A 20,973-nucleotide genomic window follows, 5' to 3' on the forward strand; every position below is an offset into this window, starting at 1 on the left:
GCAGGTGCCCGGTATGGGTTCCCCACTTTTTAGCAATCTAGCTCTCCTGATCGCGCGCATCGGACTCGGAGTCGTCTTCATCGCGCACGGCTGGCAGAAATTCTTCGACAACGGGGTGCGGGTAACACAGGAGGGGTTCGCCCAGATGGGCATTCCATTTCCTGAGATTTCGGCAGTCGCTGCTGCTGTGATCGAACTCGTTGGTGGATTTGCGCTTCTCGTCGGTGTGCTGACGCCGGTTGCGGGAATCCTGCTGTTCCTCGTGATGCTCGGCGCGATGATGCTGGTCCACGTGGAAAACGGCGTGTTCGTCACAGACGGCGGATATGAACTCGTCGTCGCGCTGGGGGTCGGATCATTGCTCATCGCCGCGGTCGGTGCCGGGAAGATCAGCGTTGACGGTCTTCTCGGGAAGGGTTCAGGATGGGTCAAATCCGCAGCGTAATGATGACGCGAAGAAGATTTGGCCGAGTCTGTGGCTTCGCTTCGGTTTGCTTTTACCCTCAGGATTGACCAACGTAGTCGCACATGGCAACTAATACTGATCTGCCGGCAAGAGATTCCGAGTCTGCCGACGCATCGGTCGCCGGGGGGCGTGCGAGGATCGGTAATCGCACCGATTACGCCGTCTTCTCCGTCGCCGCCGTCGCGGTCTCGGCATTCGTCGTCTGGGGCTTGGTGGCGCCCGACAGCCTCGATAGCGCCGCAGGCACGGCGCTCGACTGGCTGGTCACCGATATGGGTTGGCTGTTCGTCCTGTCGGCGAGTGCTTTCGTCTTGTTCTCACTGTGGCTCGCGGTGAGCAAGTTCGGGCGGATCCCGCTCGGAAAGGACGGGGAGCGACCCGAGTTCCGGACGGTCAGCTGGATCGCAATGATGTTCAGCGCCGGAATGGGCATCGGGCTCATGTTCTACGGTGTGGCCGAGCCGCTGTCGCACTACGTCTCTCCCCCTCCCGGTACCGAGGGCGGTATCGGAACTGCAATGGCCACAACCATGTTCCACTGGAGTCTGCATCCATGGGCCATGTACGCAGTCGTAGGGCTGGCGATCGCTTACGGAACATACCGCAAGGGCCGCAATCAACTGTTCAGCTCAACGTTCATTCCGCTACTCGGACGCCGTGCCGAGGGTCCGCTCGGCAAGTTCATCGACGTGCTCGCGATCTTCGCGACCTTGTTCGGCACCGCCGCATCGCTCGGTCTCGGAGTACTACAGATCGGGTCGGGGTTCGAGGTCGTCGGGTGGTTGTCGCAAGCCGGAACCTTTTTGCTGATCACCATCGTCGCCCTGCTCACGCTGGCCTTCGTCGCGTCTGCGGTATCTGGTGTCGCGAAGGGAATTCAGTGGCTCTCCAACATCAATATGGTGCTTGCCGCGGCCCTCGCCCTGTTCGTGTTCGTCCTCGGTCCGACGGTTCTGATCCTCAACCTGCTGCCGACGACAATCGGTGCCTACACTGCGGAACTGGCGCAGATGTCGGCGCGTAGCGGAGCGACAGGAAGCGCGGAGGCCGGTGAATGGCTGTCTTCGTGGACCATCTTCTACTGGGCGTGGTGGATCTCGTGGACCCCCTTCGTCGGGCTGTTTCTGGCGCGCATCAGCCGCGGCCGGAGCATCAGGCAGTTCGTGGTCGGCGTAATCGTGGTTCCGAGCGTTGTCAGCCTCCTCTGGTTCGCGATATTCGGCGGTGCCGGCATCGATGAGCAACGAGGTGGAATCGACATCGCCGGGCAGAGTACGACTGAGGGGCAGTTGTTCGCGGTGCTCGAGCACCTACCGCTCACCGGCATCTCCTCGGTCCTGGTGATGCTGCTGGTCGCGATCTTCTTCGTCGCGGGCGCCGACGCTGCTTCCGTAGTGATGGGTACGCTGTCGCAACGTGGCGCCCTCGACCCGCAGCGCTGGGTGGTTGTCTTCTGGGGTGTGCTCACCGGCGGGGTGGCCGCACTCCTCCTGTGGACCGGCGGCGGCGCTGCGCTCTCAGGACTTCAGACGATGACGATCATTGCGGCGGCCCCGTTCGTCGTCGTCATGATCGGCCTGTGTCTGTCTCTCTACAAGGATCTCGCCAGCGATCCGCTGATCGTGGAGGAAAAGAAGATTCGCGAAGCTGCGGCACGGAGTCGCCGGGAAAGGTCGTCCGGCTAGAGGGTTCGACTGGAAATTCATTCGGCAAGCCGCCCGGTGTCCTACAGACCGGGCGGCTTGGTGCTTCCTGGCTCAGCGCCGACCGCTCAGCGCCAACTCGGAAGCCACAGTTGATGCTGCCAAGTCTCCGGGGTAATGGGGAGCGCTGTGAGTATCGGCCACAGCCAGACGAAATTGGCGACGACGAGACCCACGTAGAGACAGACGGCAAGCAGTCCGGTGCCACGCCGCTCGAACGACGCCCGTGAACTGCCCAGAACATCGCGCAGTACCAGGGCGAAACCCATCACCATGAACGGTGCCATCGGCACCGCATAGAAGTAGTACATCTGACGATCCAGGGTGATCAGCCACGGGAGAAACCCGGCGCCGTACGCGGTGAGGACGGTCGCGTAGCGCCAATCCCTGCCCACAACGGCCCTCCACAGGGCCCATGCGAGCATTGGTAGCGCCAGCCACCACATTGCGGGCGTCCCGACGAGCATGATGGCCTTGACGCAGCTGGATGCGTTGCAGCCGGTGACTTGCTCACCCTCGGCGAAGTAATACAACATCGGGCGCAGGCCCATCGGCCACGTCCACGGCTTGGACTCCCACGGGTGATGGTTGCCTGCCGAGTTGGTGAGACCCTCGTGGAATTCGAGGACATTGCCGCTGTAGTACCACAGTGACCGCAATGCGCCGGGCACGAACGACCAGAAACCGCCCGTGCCGATCTGATTTCCCACCGCGTACCGGTCGATGCTGGTTTCACTGGCGAACCACGGCCAGTAGCTCGCGAGGTAGACGAACAGTGGAACAACGACGAGTGCGTACAACGCAGGGCCGATGTCCCGGAGAGCGGTACCGAACCACGGGCGCCGCACCCCGTACGCGCGGCGGGCGGACAAGTCGAACGCCACGCTGAGCAGACCGAAGAACACGATGAAGTACAGCCCCGACCACTTCGTGGCGCACGCCAGGCCGAGCATGATGCCGGCGCCGAAACGCCACCACCGCACGCCCAGTCGTGGCCCCCAATCGGTGTCCTCGATCCGTCCTTCGGCGTAGACGCGTGCCATGCGCTCTCGCATCTGGTCACGGTCGACGACGAGGCAACCGAGAGCGGCAACGACGAAGAGCGCCAGGAAGATGTCGAGCATGCCCAGCCGCGAGGAGACGAAAGTGACGCCGTCGGCGATCAACAGGATCCCCGCGAAGGCGCCGATCAAAGTGGATCGGGTAAGGCGCCTGACTATGCGGATCACCAGCAGGATCATGATCGTTCCCGCAACGGCGGACGCGAATCGCCAGCCCCAGCCGTTGTAACCGAAGATCGCCTCTCCGATCGCGATCAGCTGCTTGCCGATAGGTGGATGCACCACCAGGCCGTAGGCGGGGTTGTCCTCGATCCATTCCCCACCGGTCAGCACTTGCCATGCCTGAGGCACGTAGTGCTTCTCGTCGAATACCGGGGTGCCCGCGTCGGTGGGGTAGCCGAGCATCACGAATCGGGTTATCGCCGCGATCGCGGTGACGAACAGCGTCACCACCCAGCCTCGGGCTCGGTCCACGGGACCGTAGTCGGGGGGCGGGACCAAGGGAGCTGGACTGACCATGATCCGCTGTCGTGCGGAGGGCGTCGGTCGGTCGTCCGTCCACGTCGTCACACGACGATCGTAGGCTGTGGGTCATGAACGGTCGTCTCGTGCTAGCCGCAACGCCGATGGGGGATGTGGGTGACGCCTCACCGAGGCTGCGAAAGGCGCTGGAAACGGCTGACATCGTCGCGGCGGAAGACACCCGACGCACCAAGGCGCTGGCGAATGCGCTCGACGTAACCATCACCGGGAAGATCGTCAGCTTCTACGACCAGGTGGAGATCGCCAGGCTGCCCGCTCTCGTCGCGGATGTGGCATCCGGCAAGACAGTGCTCCTCGTCACCGACGCCGGGATGCCATCGGTCAGCGACCCTGGATATCGGCTCGTGTCCGCTTGTGTCGCAGAGGATCTGGCGGTCACGTGCCTGCCTGGACCGTCGGCGGTGACGACGGCGCTTGCGTTGTCGGGGCTGCCGGTCGAGCGGTTCTGTTTCGACGGCTTCGCACCCCGGAAACGGGGTCAGCGCAAGACCTGGCTGGGGGAGCTGAAGACCGAACCGCGGGCATGTGTGTTCTTCGAGGCTCCGCACCGTCTGCCGGAATGCCTGGCCGATGCCGTGGACGTGCTCGGCGGCACGCGGCGTGCCGCCGTGTGCCGCGAACTGACCAAGACCTACGAGGAAGTGCGGCGCGGCACACTCGCTGAACTCGCTGACTGGGCCGAGGACGGTGTTCGTGGCGAGATAACGGTGGTACTCGAGGGTTCCAGTCCGGTGGCATCTGATCCGGCCGACCTCGTCGAGGAGGTCGAACGCCTTGTCGACGAGGGAACGCGGCTGAAGGACGCGTGCGCGCTCGTCGCCACGGCGGGTGTGCCGAAGCGGAAACTCTACGAAACGGTGCTGGCGTCGCGAAAGGCCAACTCTGAAGAGTCGAGCGGCTAACGCCGCAGGGCACGCTCCCCGGGGGCCAGTGATGCGGCGTCCGCCGCCGACTGTCCGGCATACCAGCCGTTGACGTCGACGGCTTTGCGGCGTGACTTGCGGGTGTTCGGGAACAGACGCTCGAACTCGGAATCGACTGCCTCTGACCTGCGGGCCAGGATCGGCAGGAGGTCCTGGACCCGGATCGACGCCTCGTCCGCAGCATCAGCCATGGCCCGGCTGTCTGCGTCGCGAAGGCGTTGGCCGATGCGGCTGGCGAAGCCCGCGAGGAAGCCCTTGCGGAAGGATGTGGTGTGTGACCCGCCCCGGCTGTCGGCATCCTCGAGTTGCATTGCATGCGTGGCCTGCACGAGAAGCGATGTGAAAAGCAGGTCGACCTGCTGGAGCGCAAGGGGCGTCCCGACCACAGTGGCGATGGCGAGGGAGCTGAACCACACGGTGCGTACCTGGTTGGCGTCGCCTATCTCGGTGAGAAGGTGCACCTTCTCCTTGAGGTAAGGATTCTCCAAGTGGATGCGACGACTGTGCACCGGTGTGTCACCCATCCCGCTCCCCTTGTGGAGAAGGGTGGCGGTGATCGCGTAGCGCGTCATCAACTCTTGGGCCTTCGAGGTGAAGATCTCCGCTTCCTCGGCGAAGTCGGTGGCCTCGGCTTTGGCGAGAAGTCCGCGGATTCTGTTGAGTACCTTCGTATCTACTCGAGTGGCAGACTCTGCGACACCGTCGACGATGCGGACGCTCGGCCATGTCGAGGGCGGTGGGGTGAGCATGGTCCATCCGGGCAGGTTCGTCCAAGTCAGGGATAGATCGGTGAATTGTTGGACGGGATGGAACGGGTCTTCGTACATCAGCCCGGCGGCGAGAGTGCGGAAGTCGGCCTCTTCTGCCGGACACCGCCGGGCAAGGCGGTTCGCTGCCGGATACTGCTCGCCGATGGTGCGGAGTTGATCGACCCAGTCTCGTGGTGCGCGGTGCTCGGCGCGCGTCCGTCGGGATTCGTACAGAACGAGTGTCGCCGCTAGAGGTGCGTCCGATGGTTCCCTGGACCGCCGCGCCAGATGCACGATGTCGGCGGGTTGCCAACCGCGCTCGTATGCGGAGGACAACTCGCCCACGAGGATGTGCACCGTGGAGGCTGGCCGAAGGTCTGCTTCGTCGTCGAACACGTGCGCTCCGTTCCCGAACCCACTCGCGTGTGACCGAAGGGATGTTCCCCCGGTGTCATAGGCAGTGTGTATGCGGGGTACGACAACACCGACCCCGCATGTGGTCACTCCTCTACGTACCGAGGGAAAACGCCCGAAGGTGCGGGTAGCGGGGTCCCCGCGACGATTCGGGTGGCGAGGTCGCTGAATTGGCGTGACCCGGGATCCTGGCCGAGGAGATCGAGGAGTTTGTTCGCCGCATCCGGCATCACCGGCTGTACGAGGATGCTCACGATCCGCACCACTTCGAGCGTGACGTACAGCACGGTCCCCATCCGCTCGGGATCTGTCTTCCGCAAGACCCAGGGTTCCTGCTTGGAGAAGTACCGGTTCGTCTCGCCGAGAACCGACCAGATTGCTTCCAGCCCGAGATGCAATGCCTGGACGTCGAATTCGGCGCGGACCCGGGCCGGCAACGCATCGGCTTGCGCCAGCAGCGCATTGTCGTCCTCGCTGAGGTCGCCGGGAGCGGGGACCTTGGCGTCGCAGTTCTTCGCGACCATCGACAGCGACCGCTGGGCGAGATTGCCGAGTTCGTTCGCGAGGTCGGCGTTGATCCGGGTGACGATGGCCTCGTGGCTGTAGCTGCCGTCCTGGCCGTACGAGATCTCGCGGAGCAGGAAGAAGCGGACTGCGTCGAGACCGTACTGCTCGACCATCGCGACCGGGTCGACCACGTTGCCGACCGACTTCGACATCTTCTCGCCCCTGTTGTAGAGGAACCCGTGCACGAAGACGCGCTCGGGCAACTCGATGCCTGCCGACATCAGGAACGCGGGCCAGAACACCGTGTGGAACCGGGTGATGTCCTTGCCGATGATGTGCACGTTCGCCGGCCAGAACTTGCGGAACTGCTCGGACTCGGTGTTCGGGTATCCGGCGCCGGTGAGGTAGTTGGTGAGCGCGTCCACCCACACGTACATGACGTGTTCGGGGTGGCCGGGGACCTCGACACCCCAGTCGAAGGTTGTACGCGAGATCGACAGATCCTTGAGGCCGCCCTTGACGAAGCTGACGATCTCGTTGCGGCGGGTCGCGGGCGCGATGAACTCGGGGTTCTCCTCGTACAGTCTCAGCAGCTTGTCCTGGTACTCGGACAGCTTGAAGAAGTAGGTGGACTCCTCCGTCCATTCGACGGGCGTGCCCGTCTCGGTGGCCAGTCGTGAGCCGTCCTCGGCCAGTGTCGTCTCGGCCTCGGTATAGAAGGCCTCGTCCCGGACCGAGTACCAACCCGAGTAGGTGTCGAGGTAGATGTCGCCGTTGTCGAGCATTCTCTGCCAGATCGCCTTGCTGGCTTCCTCGTGATCGGCGTCCGTCGTGCGGATGAACCGGTCGAAGGAGATGTTCAAGGCCTTGTCCATCGCCTCGAAAACGTCGGAGTTGCGCGCCGCGAGTTCGCGGACGTCGACGCCCTCCTTGGCCGCGGTCTGCTGCATCTTCAGTCCGTGCTCGTCGGTCCCGGTCAGGAAGAACACGTCGAAGCCATCCAGGCGCTTGAACCGGGCCAGGGCGTCGGCGGAGATGTACTCGTAGGCGTGGCCGATGTGCGGGACGCTGTTGGGGTACGCGATCGCCGTCGTCAGATAGAAGGGTGGCCGCGAGGCGGAGGGATCAGCAGCATTCATGATTTGCCTACTCTATCTGCGCGCCCCGGCTTCGCGACGCGCAGATCGGCGTTATCGAAACTGTCGAATCGTGTCCGAACGTGCCAACCCGCTGCCATGGCGGCAACGTCGTCACTGATCGGCTCCGGTCTCGCCGGTAACCGCTCGGGATTCGTACTGCGCGCGGACGGCCTTGTCGGCGGCCGCTACCTGGTCGGGGACGAGCTTGCGGACCACGGCGTCGCGGATGAACGGCGGAAGCAGCGAGACCAGACGGGTCAGCGGTCCGATGTAGCCGGGAATGGTGACTTCGAAGCGCGGGCGTCGAATCACTCCGACCACTGCCTTCGCGACGTCGGCCGGAGTAAGGAGTTTTGCCGCACCCGTCGCCGTGCCCGCCGCGAGTTCCGTGTCGACGACGCCGGGCATGATGACCGAGATCTGCACTCCCGACCGGTGTAGTTCCTCCCTGACAGCAGTCAGGTAGCCGAGGACTCCGTGTTTGGTAGCGGCATACGTGGACTCGCCGGGCGGCGCGACCTTCGATGCCGCCGACGCAACAGTGACTATGTGGCCGCGTCCGCGGTCGCGCATTGCGGGTGCAGCGAGTTTCACTCCACGGATCACTCCGTGCAGATTGACGGCGAGTTGCCGGTCGGTGGCAGACTCTGGTTCTTCGTCGAAGCTGCCGACCCGCATGACGCCCGCATTGTTCACGAGCACGTCGATTGCGCCCCAACGATCCTCGACCGAGGCCAGGAAGTCGGAGAACGATCCGGTGTCCGTCACGTCCAGATCCAGGCCCTGCGCTGTGCCGCCGAGTCGGCCGAGTTCTTCTGCGGTCCGGCGTGCTTCGGCGCCGTCCAGGTCGCCGATCGCAACCTTGGCGCCGGCTTCGGTGAGATGTCGAGCGATCTCTTGCCCGATCCCCCGCGCGCCGCCGGTCACAGCGATCACAAGGCCGTTCAACGAGTTCGACGTCATCAGTTGGGCTCCCTCCGGTTGTGGGCGAACTTACCTTGCCCGGCGTGCGTTCAGGCCGACCCGATGATGTTCGTGTAGCCCTGATATCGACAATGTCTGCATGAGCAAAGACCGACCCGCCCCCGAACCGCCACAGCCGCTGTCGCCACTCGTCGACGCGCACACCCACCTCGATGCGTGCGGAGCCTCGGATGCCTCCAGCGTCAGGCAGATGGTGGACCGGGCAGCGGCTGTCGGGGTCGAGAGGGTCGTCACCGTGGCCGACGACCTCGAGGCCGCAAGGTTCGCCGTCGACGCCGCGAACTGGGATCCTCGGGTGTATGCGGCAGTAGCCATCCACCCGACGAGGGCGAATGTGCTCGACGAGACCACCAAGGCGGAGATCGAACGACTTGCGGGCGATCCCCGTGTGGTCGCGGTTGGCGAGACCGGGCTGGACTTCTATTGGCCGGGAAAGCTCGATGGCTGCGCTACGGCAACCGAGCAGATGGCCGGTTTTCGCTGGCACATCGATTTGGCGAAACGCCTCGGTAAGACCCTGATGATCCACAACCGGGAGGCCGATCAGGCTCTGTTGCGGGTGTTACGCGAAGAGGGGCCACCGGAGTCTGTGATCTTCCACTGTTTCTCCTCGGATGCCGAGATGGCGCGCGAGTGCATCGATGCAGGGTATGTCCTCAGCTTCTCCGGCACCGTCAGCTTCAAGAATGCGAAAGCGCTGCGAGAGGCGGCGCGACTGGTGCCGTCTGATCAGTTGATCTTCGAGACGGACGCACCGTTCCTCACCCCGCACCCGTTCCGGGGTGCACCCAACGAGCCCTACTGCCTGCCGTACACGGTCCGGGCACTGGCCGAGATCCGCGGCGAGGACCCGGAGATTCTGGCACGGGCATCCACCGCCACTGCGGAGCGCGTCTACGGCCTCCCGCTGCAGGACGGGTAGAAAGCCGAGTCCTGCTTCCACGCCTGTCCTGCGTGGTGAAGTAAGGTCGTCGTCGCAATCTTTTCGTGATCTAGACACGCCCAAATCGGACCCGAAGTTGTCAGATGATTTTCGGTTCGTTACCGTACCGTGATCAAACAAGTTGCCAGCCTTGGGACCGGATGTGTCTGAAACCGCGAGCATCACCAACGCCGAGTGGTCGGTGCGCTGATGTCTGCGTTCGCGAGGATCAACTCGGCTCGTTCGCCGCTGCTGTACGCCGTGGTGGCGCTGCTTCTCCTCACCCTGATCGCGGGCGCGGTGACGGCCGTGGTCCGGCACAAGAGCGTCATCCTCGACGTGGACGGCGAGAAGATCTCGCTGCGCACGATGGCCACCGATGCCGCACAGGCACTTGCCGCCGCCGGCTACACGATCAGCGAACGCGATGTAGTCGCCCCGGCACAAGACGCGGCTTTGTCCGACGGAGACACCGTGGTGTTGCGACGTGCGCGTGAGGTATCGCTGACGGTGGACGGTCGGCCGGAGACCGTGTGGACGACCGCGCTCACCGTTGAGGACGCACTGAAGCAATTCCAACTCGCCGACGACGTCTACGTATCCGCCTCCCGTTCGCACCGATTGCCTCTCGACGGGGCCGTTCTCGAGGTGCACAATCCGCTCGACGTCATGCTGGCTGACGGCGCCCGCCCTGCCGCCGCGGTACGCATCGCCGCACCGACGGTCGGGGAGTTCCTCGCCGAACACGGTGCGCCGCTCGAGCAGGCCGACACAGTCGTTCCCGCCGCGGATTCGCGGCTGACCGATGGCATGACCGTGACGGTCACCCGTGTTCGCACGGAGACGAAAGTCGAGACGCTGCCCCTCGAGCCCGAGGAACAGCGCATCGAAGATCCGACGATGAACATGAGTCGCACCGTTGTCGAGGACCCTGGAGTGCCGGGGATCCAGGAAGTTACGTTCGCCGTCGACACCGTCAACGGAGATGAAGTCGGCCGTCGACAGGTTGACGCGAATGTCATGACGGCGTCGTCGCCGCGCGTTGTCCGCGTCGGCGCGAAGCCTGGCACCGAGGTACCGCCCGTCGAAAACGGTGCCATCTGGGATGCGCTCGCCCAATGCGAGGCCACGGGTAACTGGGCGATCAACACCGGCAACGGCTACTTCGGCGGAGTCCAGTTCAACCAGAGCACGTGGGAGCGGCACGGCGGTCTCAAGTACGCCGCGCGCGCCGACCTGGCCACTCGCGAAGAACAGATTGCGATTGCGACCAAGACGCAGGAGGCGCAGGGTTGGGGCGCATGGCCGTCGTGCTCGAGCAAGATCGGCGTGCGCTAAGTTCACCTGGTGTCCGACGCCGAAGTACCCCCTGTCGCCCGCGGTCGGGCGGCGCTCCTCGGCCCCGCGGAGGTGCGGTCCCTGGCCGAGGCATTCGGCGTCCGTCCCACCAAGCAACTGGGGCAGAACTTCGTGCACGACGCCAACACCGTGCGTCGCATCGTCGCCACTGCGGGGGTGGATGATGCAGACAGGGTCCTCGAGGTGGGGCCGGGGCTAGGATCGCTGACTTTGGCGTTGCTCGATGTCGTCGACAAGGTGATCGCGGTCGAGGTCGACCCCAACCTCGCCGCACGACTTCCGGAGACTGTGGCCGACCGTGCCCCGCAGCTGACGGACAGGCTGGCGGTGGTGGGTGCCGACGCGATGCGGATCGCACCCTCCGAGATCCCCGGCGAACCGACCGCGCTCGTCGCCAACCTGCCGTACAACGTGGCGGTGCCAGTGCTGCTGCACTTGTTGTCGGAGCTGCCCAGTCTGCGCACTGCACTCGTGATGGTGCAGGCCGAGGTCGCCGACCGATTGGCGGCGAAACCCGGTAGCAAGACCTATGGTGCACCCAGTGTGAAGGCCAACTTTTTCGGGGACGTCCGCAGGGCAGGAGCTGTCGGGCGCGCCGTGTTCTGGCCCGTTCCGAAGGTCGAGTCGGGTCTTGTGCGCATCGACCGCTACGTCGAACCGCCGTGGCCGGTCGACGAGGAAGCCCGACGTCGTGTCTTCGCGGTGATAGATGCGGCTTTCGCTCAGCGCCGCAAGACGTTACGCGCTGCACTCGGTAGTTGGGCGGGCTCGCCCACGCAAGCGGAACGACGATTACGCGAAGCGGGAATCGAACCGTCCGCGCGGGGCGAGACACTCGATGTCGCCGCGTTCGTCCGTCTAGCGGCCACCCAGCCCTGACATTCTTCCGGTCCGGTCTGGAGTGCCCACGGGACAGATTTTCGGTCCGTGCTTGCCACGGATGTTGCCGCACCCCCCGAGACGGCGGTGGTGCTCGATGTGGTTCACTGTTCGTGGTCGTAGGTTTTGTGTTTGTGTTTTCACGCTCGCAAATCGATGGTTGCGAGCGTTTGGACGTCCTCCACAGGAATCGTCATAGACGGTCGTGTCAATGACCCAGGTCGCCGAGCTGGTTGCCTGAAGAAGTTACTGTGTTTGAGGAGATTTACATGGCAGAGGGCATCGTGAAGTGGTTCAACTCCGAGAAGGGGTTCGGCTTCATCGCCCCCGAGGACGGCAGCGCTGACGTGTTCGTCCACTACTCGGAGATCCAGAGCAGCGGCTTCCGCACGCTCGAGGAGAACCAGCGTGTTTCGTTCGAGATCGGCCAGGGCAACAAGGGCCCGCAGGCCACTGGCGTCACCGTGATCTGAGAGACGGCCATGACTTCCCGGTCCGCCGGGACATGACCTTCGAGCAAGGCCCCCTCGTCACCGAGTGGGGCCTTGTCTCTTTCCATATGCTCTTTGTGCAGGTTCTTCAGCGCTCGGCGTGTGCAGGGGCACACGTTCGATCGAAGCGCAGGTGGGTTGCCTGGTATCCGAGGTTCATCGCGCAGACCAGCCAGAGGACGAGCGCTGAATTCCCTGTTGTTCCGAACATCCCGACCACTGCAGAGGCTCCCAGGCCTGCGGCGACGACGAACGTTGCAATTCCGAGCGTCCGACGAGCCGACGAGGAAAAGGCCACCACATAGGTGACCATGAGTGCCCACAGCGTGGCCGAAATTATCGTGGCGGCCACGAACCAATCCGCCGAATACGGCATCGGCCAGGTCCACGGCGCATCGCCGTTGTCGAGTGTGCACACGAATGCCAGCGAGAACGCCATGATCACCACTGTCGTTCCGCCGAGTGCCAGATGCGCCAGCATGAGTGTCTTCTTGCTTGTTCCTTGCAGAGCGGGCGCGCTCGGGCGCGCCTGTTCGACAACCGTGTGCCGCATTCCCCGACTTCCCCGACCTTTCCTCGTTCGTCACGCGCAATGACGCCGAACGGCCGCCCGGGCACGGATGTCATGTCCGCAGTAAGGGGCTGTTCGGCGTCTTGGTCAGGCGTTACCGTATCGGTCCGCGAATCCGCGAATACGCTCGCCCACCCCGTCGGGCAACTCGATGATGTGAACGGCCAATCACCCTGGAAATGACGTAGTCGCGAACATATCAATTTTCTCACTAGTCACACAGGCCTCATGAATATCAGTAGACTAGCTAGCTGCACTTCCTGAATTTGCGCACGGGTACCGCAGTGATATTCGAGGGAAGGGTCTTCGGAATGACGAGTGTTCGTATCCAGTCGTTCTCTGCCGCAGCAAGGGCATTGATCGCCATCGTCATGACCACCGTCGTCGGCTTGGCGCTTGCAGTGTCAGCCACCGCAACGGCGTCGGCCTCGGCGGCCGATCTCTTCAACAGCGCGCAGGGCAGATTCGCCGCCGGCGACACCAGAGGTGCGCTCGCCGACATAGGCGGAGCAGTGGCGAGCGAGCCGGGCGACACCAACGCGCTGGCGTTGCAAGCGATCTACGCGGACGCGGCCGGGGACCTGATCACTCGTGAGGCAGCACTCATCCGACTTGGTGCGTTGGACGCGGGTAAGCGCGCCGGCGTGGACAACATGCTGAATGCGATCAGAATCGCGTCCTTCACTCCTCCCAATCCGCTCCCTGCCATTCAGGGCCCCTCCACCGCGATCATCGTCCTCGGATACGGACTGCTGCCCGACGGAACGATGCGCCCAGAGTTGGTCGACCGTTTGGAGGCGGCGTTGGTCCAGTCGTGGGTGTCGCCGTTGTCACCGATCATCGTCACCGGCGGGAACCCGCAGAACGGCATCACCGAGGCCGCTGCCATGCAGTGGTGGCTCGAGAACCACGGCGTCCCGGCGAGCCGCATCCACGCGGAGCATCGAGCTGGGTCCACGGTCGGAAATGCACTCAACTCCGTTCCGCTGGCTCGTTCCCTCGGCGCAGGTGGTGCCATCATCGTGACCTCTGCCAATCACATTCGCAGGGCTACGGTGGATTTCAACGTGGCGGGGTTGCCCGTTGTCGGTGCGATGAGTGCTGTCAGCAGTGCGGGGGACTTGATCGCCGAGTTCATGCCGCTGACGAAGAGTGAGCAGCTCGGCATGTATCGCGACGCGATCAAGGTGTTCGGTATCCCCGGCAGGTACTGAATGCGCATTTCCGCACCCGCACGGAGAGCGCCTAAGCTCTTAGCTTGTGCTTTCCGTCGTTCCTCACCGTGTCGTAGTTCGGGCTCCGGCCAAAGTTAATCTGCATCTGGCAGTGGGGGACCTGCGTGCCGACGGCTACCACGAGCTGAACACGGTGTTTCAGGCGCTCTCGCTGAGCGACTCGGTGGCGGTTGCCCCCGCGGACACGCTGTCGGTGACCGTTCGGGGTGAGGACGCCGCCTCGGTGCCCACGGATGAGACCAATCTGGCGTGGAAGGCCGCCGAGATGCTCGGCGACGAGTCGGGGCGGCGCCCCGACGTCGAGATCTCCATCGAAAAAGGCATCCCGGTGGCAGGGGGGATGGCCGGGGGAAGCGCGGATGCGGCAGCGACCCTCGTCGCGCTCAACGCGCTCTGGAAGCTCGATCTCTCACGCGAGGAACTCGACGGTCTCGCGGCGAGACTCGGTAGCGACGTGCCGTTTTCGCTGCACGGCGGCACCGCATTCGGGACGGGGCGTGGCGAGCACCTTCTGCCGGTACTGTCTCGCAGTACGTTCCACTGGGTACTCGCGCTCGCAAAGGGTGGATTGAGTACGCCGACGGTATTCAGGGAGCTGGACAAGCTACGCGCGGAGGGTAATCCGCCCCGACTCGGCGGTGCAGAGGATCTGATGCACGCCCTCACAACGGGCGACGCCGCCACCCTCGCCCCGTTGCTGGGCAACGATTTGCAGGCGGCCGCTCTGTCGCTCAGTCCGGGGCTGCGGCGGACATTGCGCGCGGGAGTTGCGGCAGGCGCACTGGCAGGCATCGTTTCCGGGTCCGGTCCAACCTGTGCCTTCTTGTGTGCGCACGCAGATGCCGCGGTTCAAGTCAGCGCAGAACTCGCGGGCGCTGGGGTGTGCCGGACCGTGCGGGTCGCGAGTGGACCGGTGCCGGGTGCCCGAATAGTCGACGCCGCGGCGGAGGGGTCGCTCTGATGGCGAATCTGATCAACCTCGAGCAGGTGTCGAAGTCGTTCGGCATCAAGCCGCTACTCCAGTCGGTGTCACTCGGAGTGCATGTAGGCGAACGAATCGGTGTCGTCGGACTCAACGGCGGCGGCAAGACCACGATGCTCGAGGTTCTTTCCGGATTGGAGGCACCAGATTCCGGGCGAGTCAGCCGGGTCGGCGGTCTGCGCATGGCGGTCGTGACCCAGCGCGGCATCCTGCCATCCGGTTCGAGTGTCGGCGACGTGGTTCTGGGGCCACTGGGTGTGGCCGATCACGAATGGGCGGGCGACGCCCGCATCAGGTCGATCCTGGCGGGTATCGGCATCGACAATCTGGGTCTGGACGTGAACGTCGACGAGTTGTCCGGTGGTGAACGCCGACGGGTGGCCTTGGCTGCGGCGCTCGTCCAGGATCTCGACCTGTTGGTGCTCGACGAGCCGACCAACCACCTGGACGTCGAGGGCGTGCAGTGGCTGGCCGAGCATCTCGTGAGTCGCCGCAGTGCGCTGGTGGTCGTAACTCACGACCGGTGGTTCCTCGACACCGTCGCAAATCGCACCTGGGAGGTGGTGGGCGGCAAGGTCGAAAGTTACGAGGGCGGGTACGGAGATTGGATCTTCGCTCGCGCCGAGCGTGCACGACAAGCCGATGCGGCAGAGGACCGTCGTCGCAACCTCGCCCGCAAGGAATTGGCGTGGCTGCGTCGCGGGCCTCCGGCCCGAACATCCAAACCGCGTTACCGGGTAGAGGCGGCCGAGGCGTTGATCGCCGACGTCCCCCCACCCCGCGACAGCGTGGCATTGGCGTCGTTCGCGCAGCGCAGGCTCGGCAAGGTCGTCATAGAACTCGAAGATGCGCGCCTCGACACACCTGACGGGCGGGTACTCGTGAACGACCTCACATGGCGGTTGGCGCCCGGAGAGCGCATAGGCCTCGTCGGAGTCAACGGCTCCGGCAAGACCACCGTGTTGCGCGCACTCGCGGGTGAGATCGAACCGTCGTCAGGCCGGCGCGTCCAGGGGCAGACCGTCCGCGTCGGATGGCTCCGCCAGGAGCTCGACGATCTGCCGACCGACATGAGGGTTCTCGAGGCCGTTAGAGATGTGGCGGAACGAATAACCCTGGGAAACAAGGAAATATCAGCTGGCCAGCTGGCTGAACGTCTCGGCTTCGCCCCGGCCCGCCAGCGGACGCCGGTCGGTGATCTGTCCGGCGGCGAGCGCAGACGTCTCCAGTTGACCCGTGTTCTGATGGCCGAGCCGAACGTCCTGTTGCTCGACGAGCCGACCAACGACCTCGATATCGACACACTGCAACAACTCGAAGACCTCCTCGACGGTTGGGCGGGCACGATGGTGGTGATCAGCCACGATCGTTATCTCATCGAACGCATCTGCGACTCGACCTGGGCGCTGTTCGGCGACGGGAAACTGACCAACCTGCCTGGCGGAATCGAGGAGTACCTGCGTCGCAGATCGTCTATGGGCGGCGACGGCGCCCCTTCGGTCGCGTCAGCGGCAGGCAGTGCGCCTGCGCCCAAACGCACACGTGACGGTGCAGCCGATCGCGCCGCACGCAAGGAGTTGGCCAGGTTGGAGCGTGCGGTTGAAAAGTTGGACGACCGGGAGCGAAAGCTTCATACGAAGTTGGCCGAAGCGGCCACCGACCCTGACAAACTTCAAGTGTTCGATGCCGAACTCAAGCAGGTCGTCGCGGAGAAGGAAGCCATCGAGGAGCAGTGGATGGAGCTGGCCGCCGAACTGGATTAGCGTGCGGCGATCAGCAGGTCACTTCCGTCGTCGAATACCCCTGGCTGACTATTCGGCCTATCATTACGGTATCCGATATCGAAATCCGATAGCTGAGGGGTTGGTGTAGGCAACGGCCGATTCCGGTTTTCTGCGGCAGCGCCCTGCCATTGCCTCTCGGTGTCGGTTGGCAACGTGCGACCGGAGTGTCCGATGAGTCAGTTTCTTCGCGGAGCAGTGCGACTGCACATCCTGCACCACGCCGCTGAACGGCCGATCCACGGAGCGTGGATGGCTGAGGAACTTGCCGAACACGGATACCGCATCTCGCCGGGCACCCTGTATCCCACATTGCATCGCATGCAGTTCGACGGTTTGTTGACCTCCGGCCGTGAGATCGTCGACGGGCGGACCCGCCGTGTATACGCGATTACCGACAGTGGTCGAGCTGCGCTGGCCGAGGAACGGCACGCCCTGGCGGAACTGGCTCGTGAAATCCTCGGTCCCGCGCATTTGAAAGAGCGCAAATGAGTACGACACATTCCACACTTGCCCGCCGGCTCGACACCAAGGACGCCATAGTCATCGGCCTCGGGTCGATGATCGGGGCCGGTGTGTTCTCCGCCTTCGCACCAGCTGCAAAGGCCGCAGGGGCGGGCCTGCTGATCGGCTTGGCGATCGCTGCGTTCATTGCCTTCTGCAACGCGACCGCATCCGCCCAACTAGCGGCGACATATCCGACCTCAGGGGGAACCTACGTCTATGGGCGTGAACAGCTGGGTCCGTGGTACGGATTCACGGCCGGGTGGGGATTCGTAATCGGCAAGATCGCCTCCTGTGCGGCAATGGCACTGACATTTGCCTCTTATGCGGTGCCTGGGCCGTGGTGGGTCCAGCGCTTGGTCGCGATCGTGGCAGTGCTCGCGCTCGCTGGTCTGAACTTGCGAGGAGTGACCCGGACGGCTCTGTTGACCCGAATTCTGGTGTTCTGCAGTTTGGTTGCACTCGCGGTGCTCGTCTTGGGTATCGCGTTCAGCGGCGGAGCCGACCCGTCCCATCTCGGCAGTGCGGGCGGCTGGTGGTCGGGTGGCTTGTACGGGATCTTGCAGTCAGCGGGACTGCTGTTCTTCGCATTCGCCGGATACGCCCGGATCGCGACGATGGGCGAGGAGGTCAAGGACCCGTCCCGCGTCATCCCGAAGGCAATTGCGGTCGCCCTTGCTATTACGGTCTCGATCTACCTGATTGTCGGAGTCTCGGTGCTTCTCGGCGCCGGACCGGATCAACTGGCCGCGTCGACGGCACCATTGGCGGAGGCGGTCCGCGCGGCCGGAGTCGACACGTTGGTACCGGTGGTCGCACTGGGCGGCGCGTTCGCCAGCCTTGGCGCCCTGCTCGCTCTGATCACCGGCATCGGCCGAACCGGCCTGGCCATGGCCCGTAATCGTGACCTGCCGAAATGGCTCGACGCGGTGCACCCGCGCTACGGAGTACCTCATCACGCTGAAATCGCTCTTGCGGTTGTGATCAGCGTGCTGGTGCTCACGGGAGACCTGCGGGGTGTGATCGGCTTCTCCTCGTTCGGGGTGCTGGTCTACTACGCGATCGCGAATGCGTCGGCATACACCCAACCTGCCGAGCAGCGTCGCTGGCCTCGCTGGCTCAATATCCTCGGCGTTGCCGGGTGTCTGATCCTGGTCGTTACGCTGCCGTTGACCTCGGTCTTGGCCGGATTAGCCATGTTCGCCGTCGGGTTTGCCCTTCGTGCATTCGTTCTGTGGAGGCGGAGGAGCCATCCCCCGACCGGACAGGAGGAAGGACTCGCACGGTCGGATGGATCTGCTTCGTGACGCCCTGAGATTGTCCGAACGTGCTCACGATTGACGTGCAGGTACCCGCTTGGTGAGCCAGGCATCGAGAGAAATGCGACCCGGTCCCAGTAGAAGGAGTGCGATCAGACCGAGCAGCATGGACCAATCCGCACGGGCTTCATGTGCCATGTCCCAGAAGCCGTGCAGTTGTGGGGTCAGGTTCCCGGATCCCCACATGATCGGGATCTTGGTGAGCACGATCGCCAGCGAAATGTCCACCAGCAAGGGAATGGCTGCCAACCGGGTGAGAAGTCCCATCAGAAGCATCGTGCCGAACACCACCTCGGCCAGCCCGTCGAGATAACCGAAGAAGTAGGGAGCGGGGACGGGAACCTCCTCGAACCGCCCGCCGCCGAGTGCGTCCGGGTACAAGAACTTCTGAATGCCCTCGGACAGGAACACCGCGCCGACCAAGACCCGGAGGACTATCAGCGCCCCCGGACCGTCCGCCTTCAGCCACCGTGTCCACGTGATTTCACCATCCATCCGTGCCACCATTATCGTCTCCCGATGTCGACTTTCGATATCTGCACTCGACGGTACCGGCGGTTCTCGAAGCCGACCACGATCGATATCGGCGACGAGCGGCGATCGAGCACTTCGTAATTCAGGAGGGATGGAGACCGCGAACCTAGGCCAATTTGTTACCTTTTCGTGTCCTGGATCTCGGCTGTGGACTGCATGATCCGCCCAATTCCTGGGAATTCAAGATGTGTCTGCAGATTCTCGGACTAATCTGCAGTCCAGTGCTTACATGTTCGCTGCACAGGAGGCGGGGGTCATGGATCTCGAAGCGATCAAACTGATCGAGCAGCTCAAGCACCGTTACTCACGTGCACTGGACACCAAGTCGTGGGTCGAATTCGCCGATACGATGGTCCCGGATGTCACGGCGACGTACAGCGAGTACCTCACATTCGACTCCCGTGACACGTTCGTTTCTTTTCTCGCAAACACTCTCGGGAACCACGTGATCACCGAACATCAATGCGGCCAGCCCGAGATCACTGTCACAGGTGACACAGCTGTGGGGGTGTGGTTTCTCGCTGATACCACGATGATCCCGGAGGACGGGATGCTCTTGCGCGGGTCCGCCTATTATCACGATCGTTACAAGAAGTGCTCGGACGGAAACTGGCGAATCACCCACACCGGCTATGAGCGCACATGGGAATCGGTTGCGGCACTGTCCGACTGGCCAAGCTTCCGGCTCACTTCCAACAAGTGGGCGATGGCGCAGCCGCCGCCGACGTCCGCCTGAGGGAAGAAGGTGCGATGTCTTCGAGAGCCCCCGTTCCGGGTGCGCTGCCGTATCTGACCGTGAAGCGGGGAGCCGCCGCCATCGACTGGTATTCCAGGGTTTTCGGCGCAGAGATCGTCGACGAACCGATCGTTATGGACGATGGGCGAATGGGTCACGCAGAACTGCGGTTGCCCACTGGAATGATCTATCTCGCGGAAGAATTCCCGGAAATGGGTCTGACGGCGCCGGAATCCGGTTCGACGTCGGTGAGCCTGATGTTGCCGGTTGAAGATCCCGATGACGTCCTGGCGAAGGCTCGTGATGCGGGCGGCACGGTGGAGCGCTGGATCTCGGAGGGGCACGGGCAGCGTAACGCCACCCTCATCGATCCGTTCGGCCATCGTTGGATGCTGGTGGGGCCAACGGATCCGGCATCATCTGGCTGAAGGTACGGGCTGTCGATACTGTCGGCACATGCCGACTTCATCCGATCCTTCGTCGTATCCGGACACCCGCGCTTGGATTCGCGCGCTGCCCGCGCTCGAGGGCGTCACACCCCCGCGCATGGAGGCGCCGCCGGGCTCGCCCTACGAGTTGTTTCTCGATTGGATTACGAAGGCCGTCGCAGCCGGTGTTCCCGAGCCGCAAGCCGCCGCGCTGTCGACCGTGGATGCGGACGGACGTCCCGACGCGCGGTTCCTGCTGCTCAAGGATGTGACCGAGCGCGGATTCTGGTTCTCCGGTGCTGCGCACTCGCCGAAAGGAATCGAATTGGCGTCGAATTCCGCTGCGGCACTGACGTTCTATTGGCGCGAACAGGGCAGGCAGGTGCGTGTGAGGGGATCTGTGGAGGAGGGCGGGACTGCGGTGTCGGCGCGTGATTTCCGCGAACGTTCTGTCACTGCGCGGGCCGTGGCTGCCGCCAGCAGGCAGAGCGAGGTGCTCGGTGATCCCGCCGAGTACGAGCGCGCCGTCGCGGCCGCAGTTGCTCGGATCGAGGCGGAACCGGACTTCGTTTCGGAAAGCTGGCGAGCATGGTGTCTGGTTCCCGACAGCGTCGAGTTCTGGCAGGCAGATCCCGGGCGCAGGCACCAGCGCCTGCTCTACAGCCGCGAATCCGGCGCAGGAGGATGGCGCGCAGCGCAATTGTGGCCGTGATCGGCGGTCGGCGAGGCGAATCGGAACCCCG

The 20,973-nt window shown here is 63.9% G+C and carries 21 protein-coding genes; 15 read left to right on the forward strand and 6 right to left on the reverse strand.

Annotated elements, in window-relative coordinates; translation table 11 throughout:
* The first annotated feature begins 13 nt into the window (after positions 1–13).
* Together AB0I57_RS02475 and AB0I57_RS02480 are read left to right on the forward strand one after the other, a co-directional pair.
* Complete coding sequence (locus AB0I57_RS02475) at positions 14–445, forward strand: DoxX family protein (protein WP_358329340.1); 432 nt, start codon at positions 14–16, stop codon at positions 443–445.
* A gap of 83 nt (positions 446–528) precedes the next feature.
* On the forward strand, positions 529–2,151 hold the full coding sequence (locus AB0I57_RS02480; protein ID WP_358329344.1) for a BCCT family transporter: 1,623 nt from the start codon (positions 529–531) through the stop codon (positions 2,149–2,151).
* A gap of 86 nt (positions 2,152–2,237) precedes the next feature.
* On the opposite strand, the gene AB0I57_RS02485 is transcribed toward AB0I57_RS02480, so the two are convergent.
* A complete protein-coding gene (locus tag AB0I57_RS02485) occupies positions 2,238–3,749 on the reverse strand; it encodes a phospholipid carrier-dependent glycosyltransferase (protein WP_358333061.1) in 1,512 nt (503 codons plus the stop codon).
* Positions 3,750–3,823: 74 nt separating this feature from the next.
* On the opposite strand from AB0I57_RS02485, the gene rsmI reads away from it, so the two are divergent.
* On the forward strand, positions 3,824–4,675 hold the full coding sequence (gene rsmI / locus AB0I57_RS02490; RefSeq protein ID WP_358329347.1) for a 16S rRNA (cytidine(1402)-2'-O)-methyltransferase: 852 nt from the start codon (positions 3,824–3,826) through the stop codon (positions 4,673–4,675).
* On the opposite strand, the gene AB0I57_RS02495 is transcribed toward rsmI, so the two are convergent.
* From AB0I57_RS02495 to AB0I57_RS02505, 3 genes are all read right to left on the reverse strand, one after another.
* Positions 4,672–5,841, reverse strand: a complete 1,170-nt coding sequence (locus tag AB0I57_RS02495; RefSeq protein ID WP_358329350.1) for a DUF2786 domain-containing protein — start codon at positions 5,839–5,841, stop codon at positions 4,672–4,674. The two genes, rsmI and AB0I57_RS02495, sit on opposite strands and share 4 nt — an antisense overlap.
* A 104-nt stretch (positions 5,842–5,945) precedes the next feature.
* On the reverse strand, positions 5,946–7,505 hold the full coding sequence (gene metG / locus AB0I57_RS02500; RefSeq protein WP_358329353.1) for a methionine--tRNA ligase: 1,560 nt from the start codon (positions 7,503–7,505) through the stop codon (positions 5,946–5,948).
* A gap of 111 nt (positions 7,506–7,616) precedes the next feature.
* On the reverse strand, positions 7,617–8,468 hold the full coding sequence (locus AB0I57_RS02505; RefSeq protein WP_358329356.1) for an SDR family oxidoreductase: 852 nt from the start codon (positions 8,466–8,468) through the stop codon (positions 7,617–7,619).
* A gap of 100 nt (positions 8,469–8,568) precedes the next feature.
* On the opposite strand from AB0I57_RS02505, the gene AB0I57_RS02510 reads away from it, so the two are divergent.
* The 4 genes from AB0I57_RS02510 to AB0I57_RS02525 all read left to right on the forward strand — a co-directional run bounded on the left by AB0I57_RS02510 (position 8,569) and on the right by AB0I57_RS02525 (position 12,122).
* Complete coding sequence (locus tag AB0I57_RS02510; protein ID WP_358329359.1) at positions 8,569–9,411, forward strand: TatD family hydrolase; 843 nt, start codon at positions 8,569–8,571, stop codon at positions 9,409–9,411.
* Between the two features lie 210 nt (positions 9,412–9,621).
* Positions 9,622–10,749 (forward strand): transglycosylase family protein, encoded by a 1,128-nt coding sequence (locus tag AB0I57_RS02515; protein WP_358329362.1) that lies wholly within the window; start codon positions 9,622–9,624, stop codon positions 10,747–10,749.
* 9 nt (positions 10,750–10,758) lie between these two features.
* On the forward strand, positions 10,759–11,649 hold the full coding sequence (gene rsmA, locus AB0I57_RS02520) for a 16S rRNA (adenine(1518)-N(6)/adenine(1519)-N(6))-dimethyltransferase RsmA (protein ID WP_358329365.1): 891 nt from the start codon (positions 10,759–10,761) through the stop codon (positions 11,647–11,649).
* Positions 11,650–11,918: 269 nt separating this feature from the next.
* Positions 11,919–12,122 carry a cold-shock protein gene (locus tag AB0I57_RS02525; RefSeq protein ID WP_358329368.1) on the forward strand — a complete coding sequence of 68 codons (204 nt, stop codon included), beginning with the start codon at positions 11,919–11,921 and terminating at the stop codon, positions 12,120–12,122.
* Positions 12,123–12,228: 106 nt separating this feature from the next.
* Here the strand turns inward: AB0I57_RS02525 and AB0I57_RS02530 are convergent, their stop codons facing one another.
* Positions 12,229–12,693, reverse strand: coding sequence for a hypothetical protein (locus tag AB0I57_RS02530; RefSeq protein WP_358329371.1), 465 nt, complete (start codon positions 12,691–12,693; stop codon positions 12,229–12,231).
* Between the two features lie 329 nt (positions 12,694–13,022).
* Here AB0I57_RS02530 and AB0I57_RS02535 point away from each other — a divergent pair, with 329 nt between their 5' ends.
* The 5 genes from AB0I57_RS02535 (at position 13,023) to AB0I57_RS02555 (ending at position 18,520) form a co-directional block, all read left to right on the forward strand.
* Positions 13,023–13,925 (forward strand): YdcF family protein, encoded by a 903-nt coding sequence (locus AB0I57_RS02535; RefSeq protein WP_358329374.1) that lies wholly within the window; start codon positions 13,023–13,025, stop codon positions 13,923–13,925.
* Between the two features lie 46 nt (positions 13,926–13,971).
* Entirely contained in the window at positions 13,972–14,907 is a 936-nt protein-coding gene (locus AB0I57_RS02540; RefSeq protein ID WP_358329377.1) for a 4-(cytidine 5'-diphospho)-2-C-methyl-D-erythritol kinase, read from the forward strand.
* The gene (locus tag AB0I57_RS02545; RefSeq protein WP_358329380.1) at positions 14,907–16,691 is read left to right on the forward strand and encodes an ABC-F family ATP-binding cassette domain-containing protein; all 1,785 of its coding nucleotides are present in this window, start codon (positions 14,907–14,909) and stop codon (positions 16,689–16,691) included. Before AB0I57_RS02540 ends, AB0I57_RS02545 begins: the two co-directional genes overlap by 1 nt.
* 192 nt (positions 16,692–16,883) lie before the next feature.
* Complete coding sequence (locus AB0I57_RS02550; protein WP_358329383.1) at positions 16,884–17,201, forward strand: PadR family transcriptional regulator; 318 nt, start codon at positions 16,884–16,886, stop codon at positions 17,199–17,201.
* Positions 17,198–18,520 (forward strand): APC family permease, encoded by a 1,323-nt coding sequence (locus AB0I57_RS02555; RefSeq protein ID WP_358329386.1) that lies wholly within the window; start codon positions 17,198–17,200, stop codon positions 18,518–18,520. The genes AB0I57_RS02550 and AB0I57_RS02555 overlap by 4 nt, the downstream gene beginning before the upstream one ends.
* Positions 18,521–18,544: 24 nt before the next feature.
* Here AB0I57_RS02555 and AB0I57_RS02560 read toward each other — a convergent pair whose 3' ends face one another.
* Positions 18,545–18,997 carry a DoxX family protein gene (locus AB0I57_RS02560; RefSeq protein ID WP_358333064.1) on the reverse strand — a complete coding sequence of 151 codons (453 nt, stop codon included), beginning with the start codon at positions 18,995–18,997 and terminating at the stop codon, positions 18,545–18,547.
* Between the two features lie 325 nt (positions 18,998–19,322).
* On the opposite strand from AB0I57_RS02560, the gene AB0I57_RS02565 reads away from it, so the two are divergent.
* Genes AB0I57_RS02565 through AB0I57_RS02575 form a run of 3 tightly spaced genes read left to right on the forward strand, consistent with a single transcriptional unit; the run spans position 19,323 to position 20,942 of the window.
* On the forward strand, positions 19,323–19,802 hold the full coding sequence (locus AB0I57_RS02565; protein ID WP_358333067.1) for a nuclear transport factor 2 family protein: 480 nt from the start codon (positions 19,323–19,325) through the stop codon (positions 19,800–19,802).
* Between the two features lie 14 nt (positions 19,803–19,816).
* Positions 19,817–20,230: a VOC family protein gene (locus AB0I57_RS02570; RefSeq protein ID WP_358329389.1), complete on the forward strand. Its 414-nt coding sequence runs from the start codon at positions 19,817–19,819 to the stop codon at positions 20,228–20,230.
* A gap of 28 nt (positions 20,231–20,258) precedes the next feature.
* Positions 20,259–20,942: a pyridoxal 5'-phosphate synthase gene (locus AB0I57_RS02575; RefSeq protein ID WP_358329392.1), complete on the forward strand. Its 684-nt coding sequence runs from the start codon at positions 20,259–20,261 to the stop codon at positions 20,940–20,942.
* Positions 20,943–20,973 lie beyond the last annotated feature (31 nt).

Origin of the sequence: Rhodococcus sp. NPDC049939 (assembly GCF_040656415.1) — a bacterium.
In the GTDB taxonomy this organism is placed as follows: domain Bacteria; phylum Actinomycetota; class Actinomycetes; order Mycobacteriales; family Mycobacteriaceae; genus Rhodococcus_F.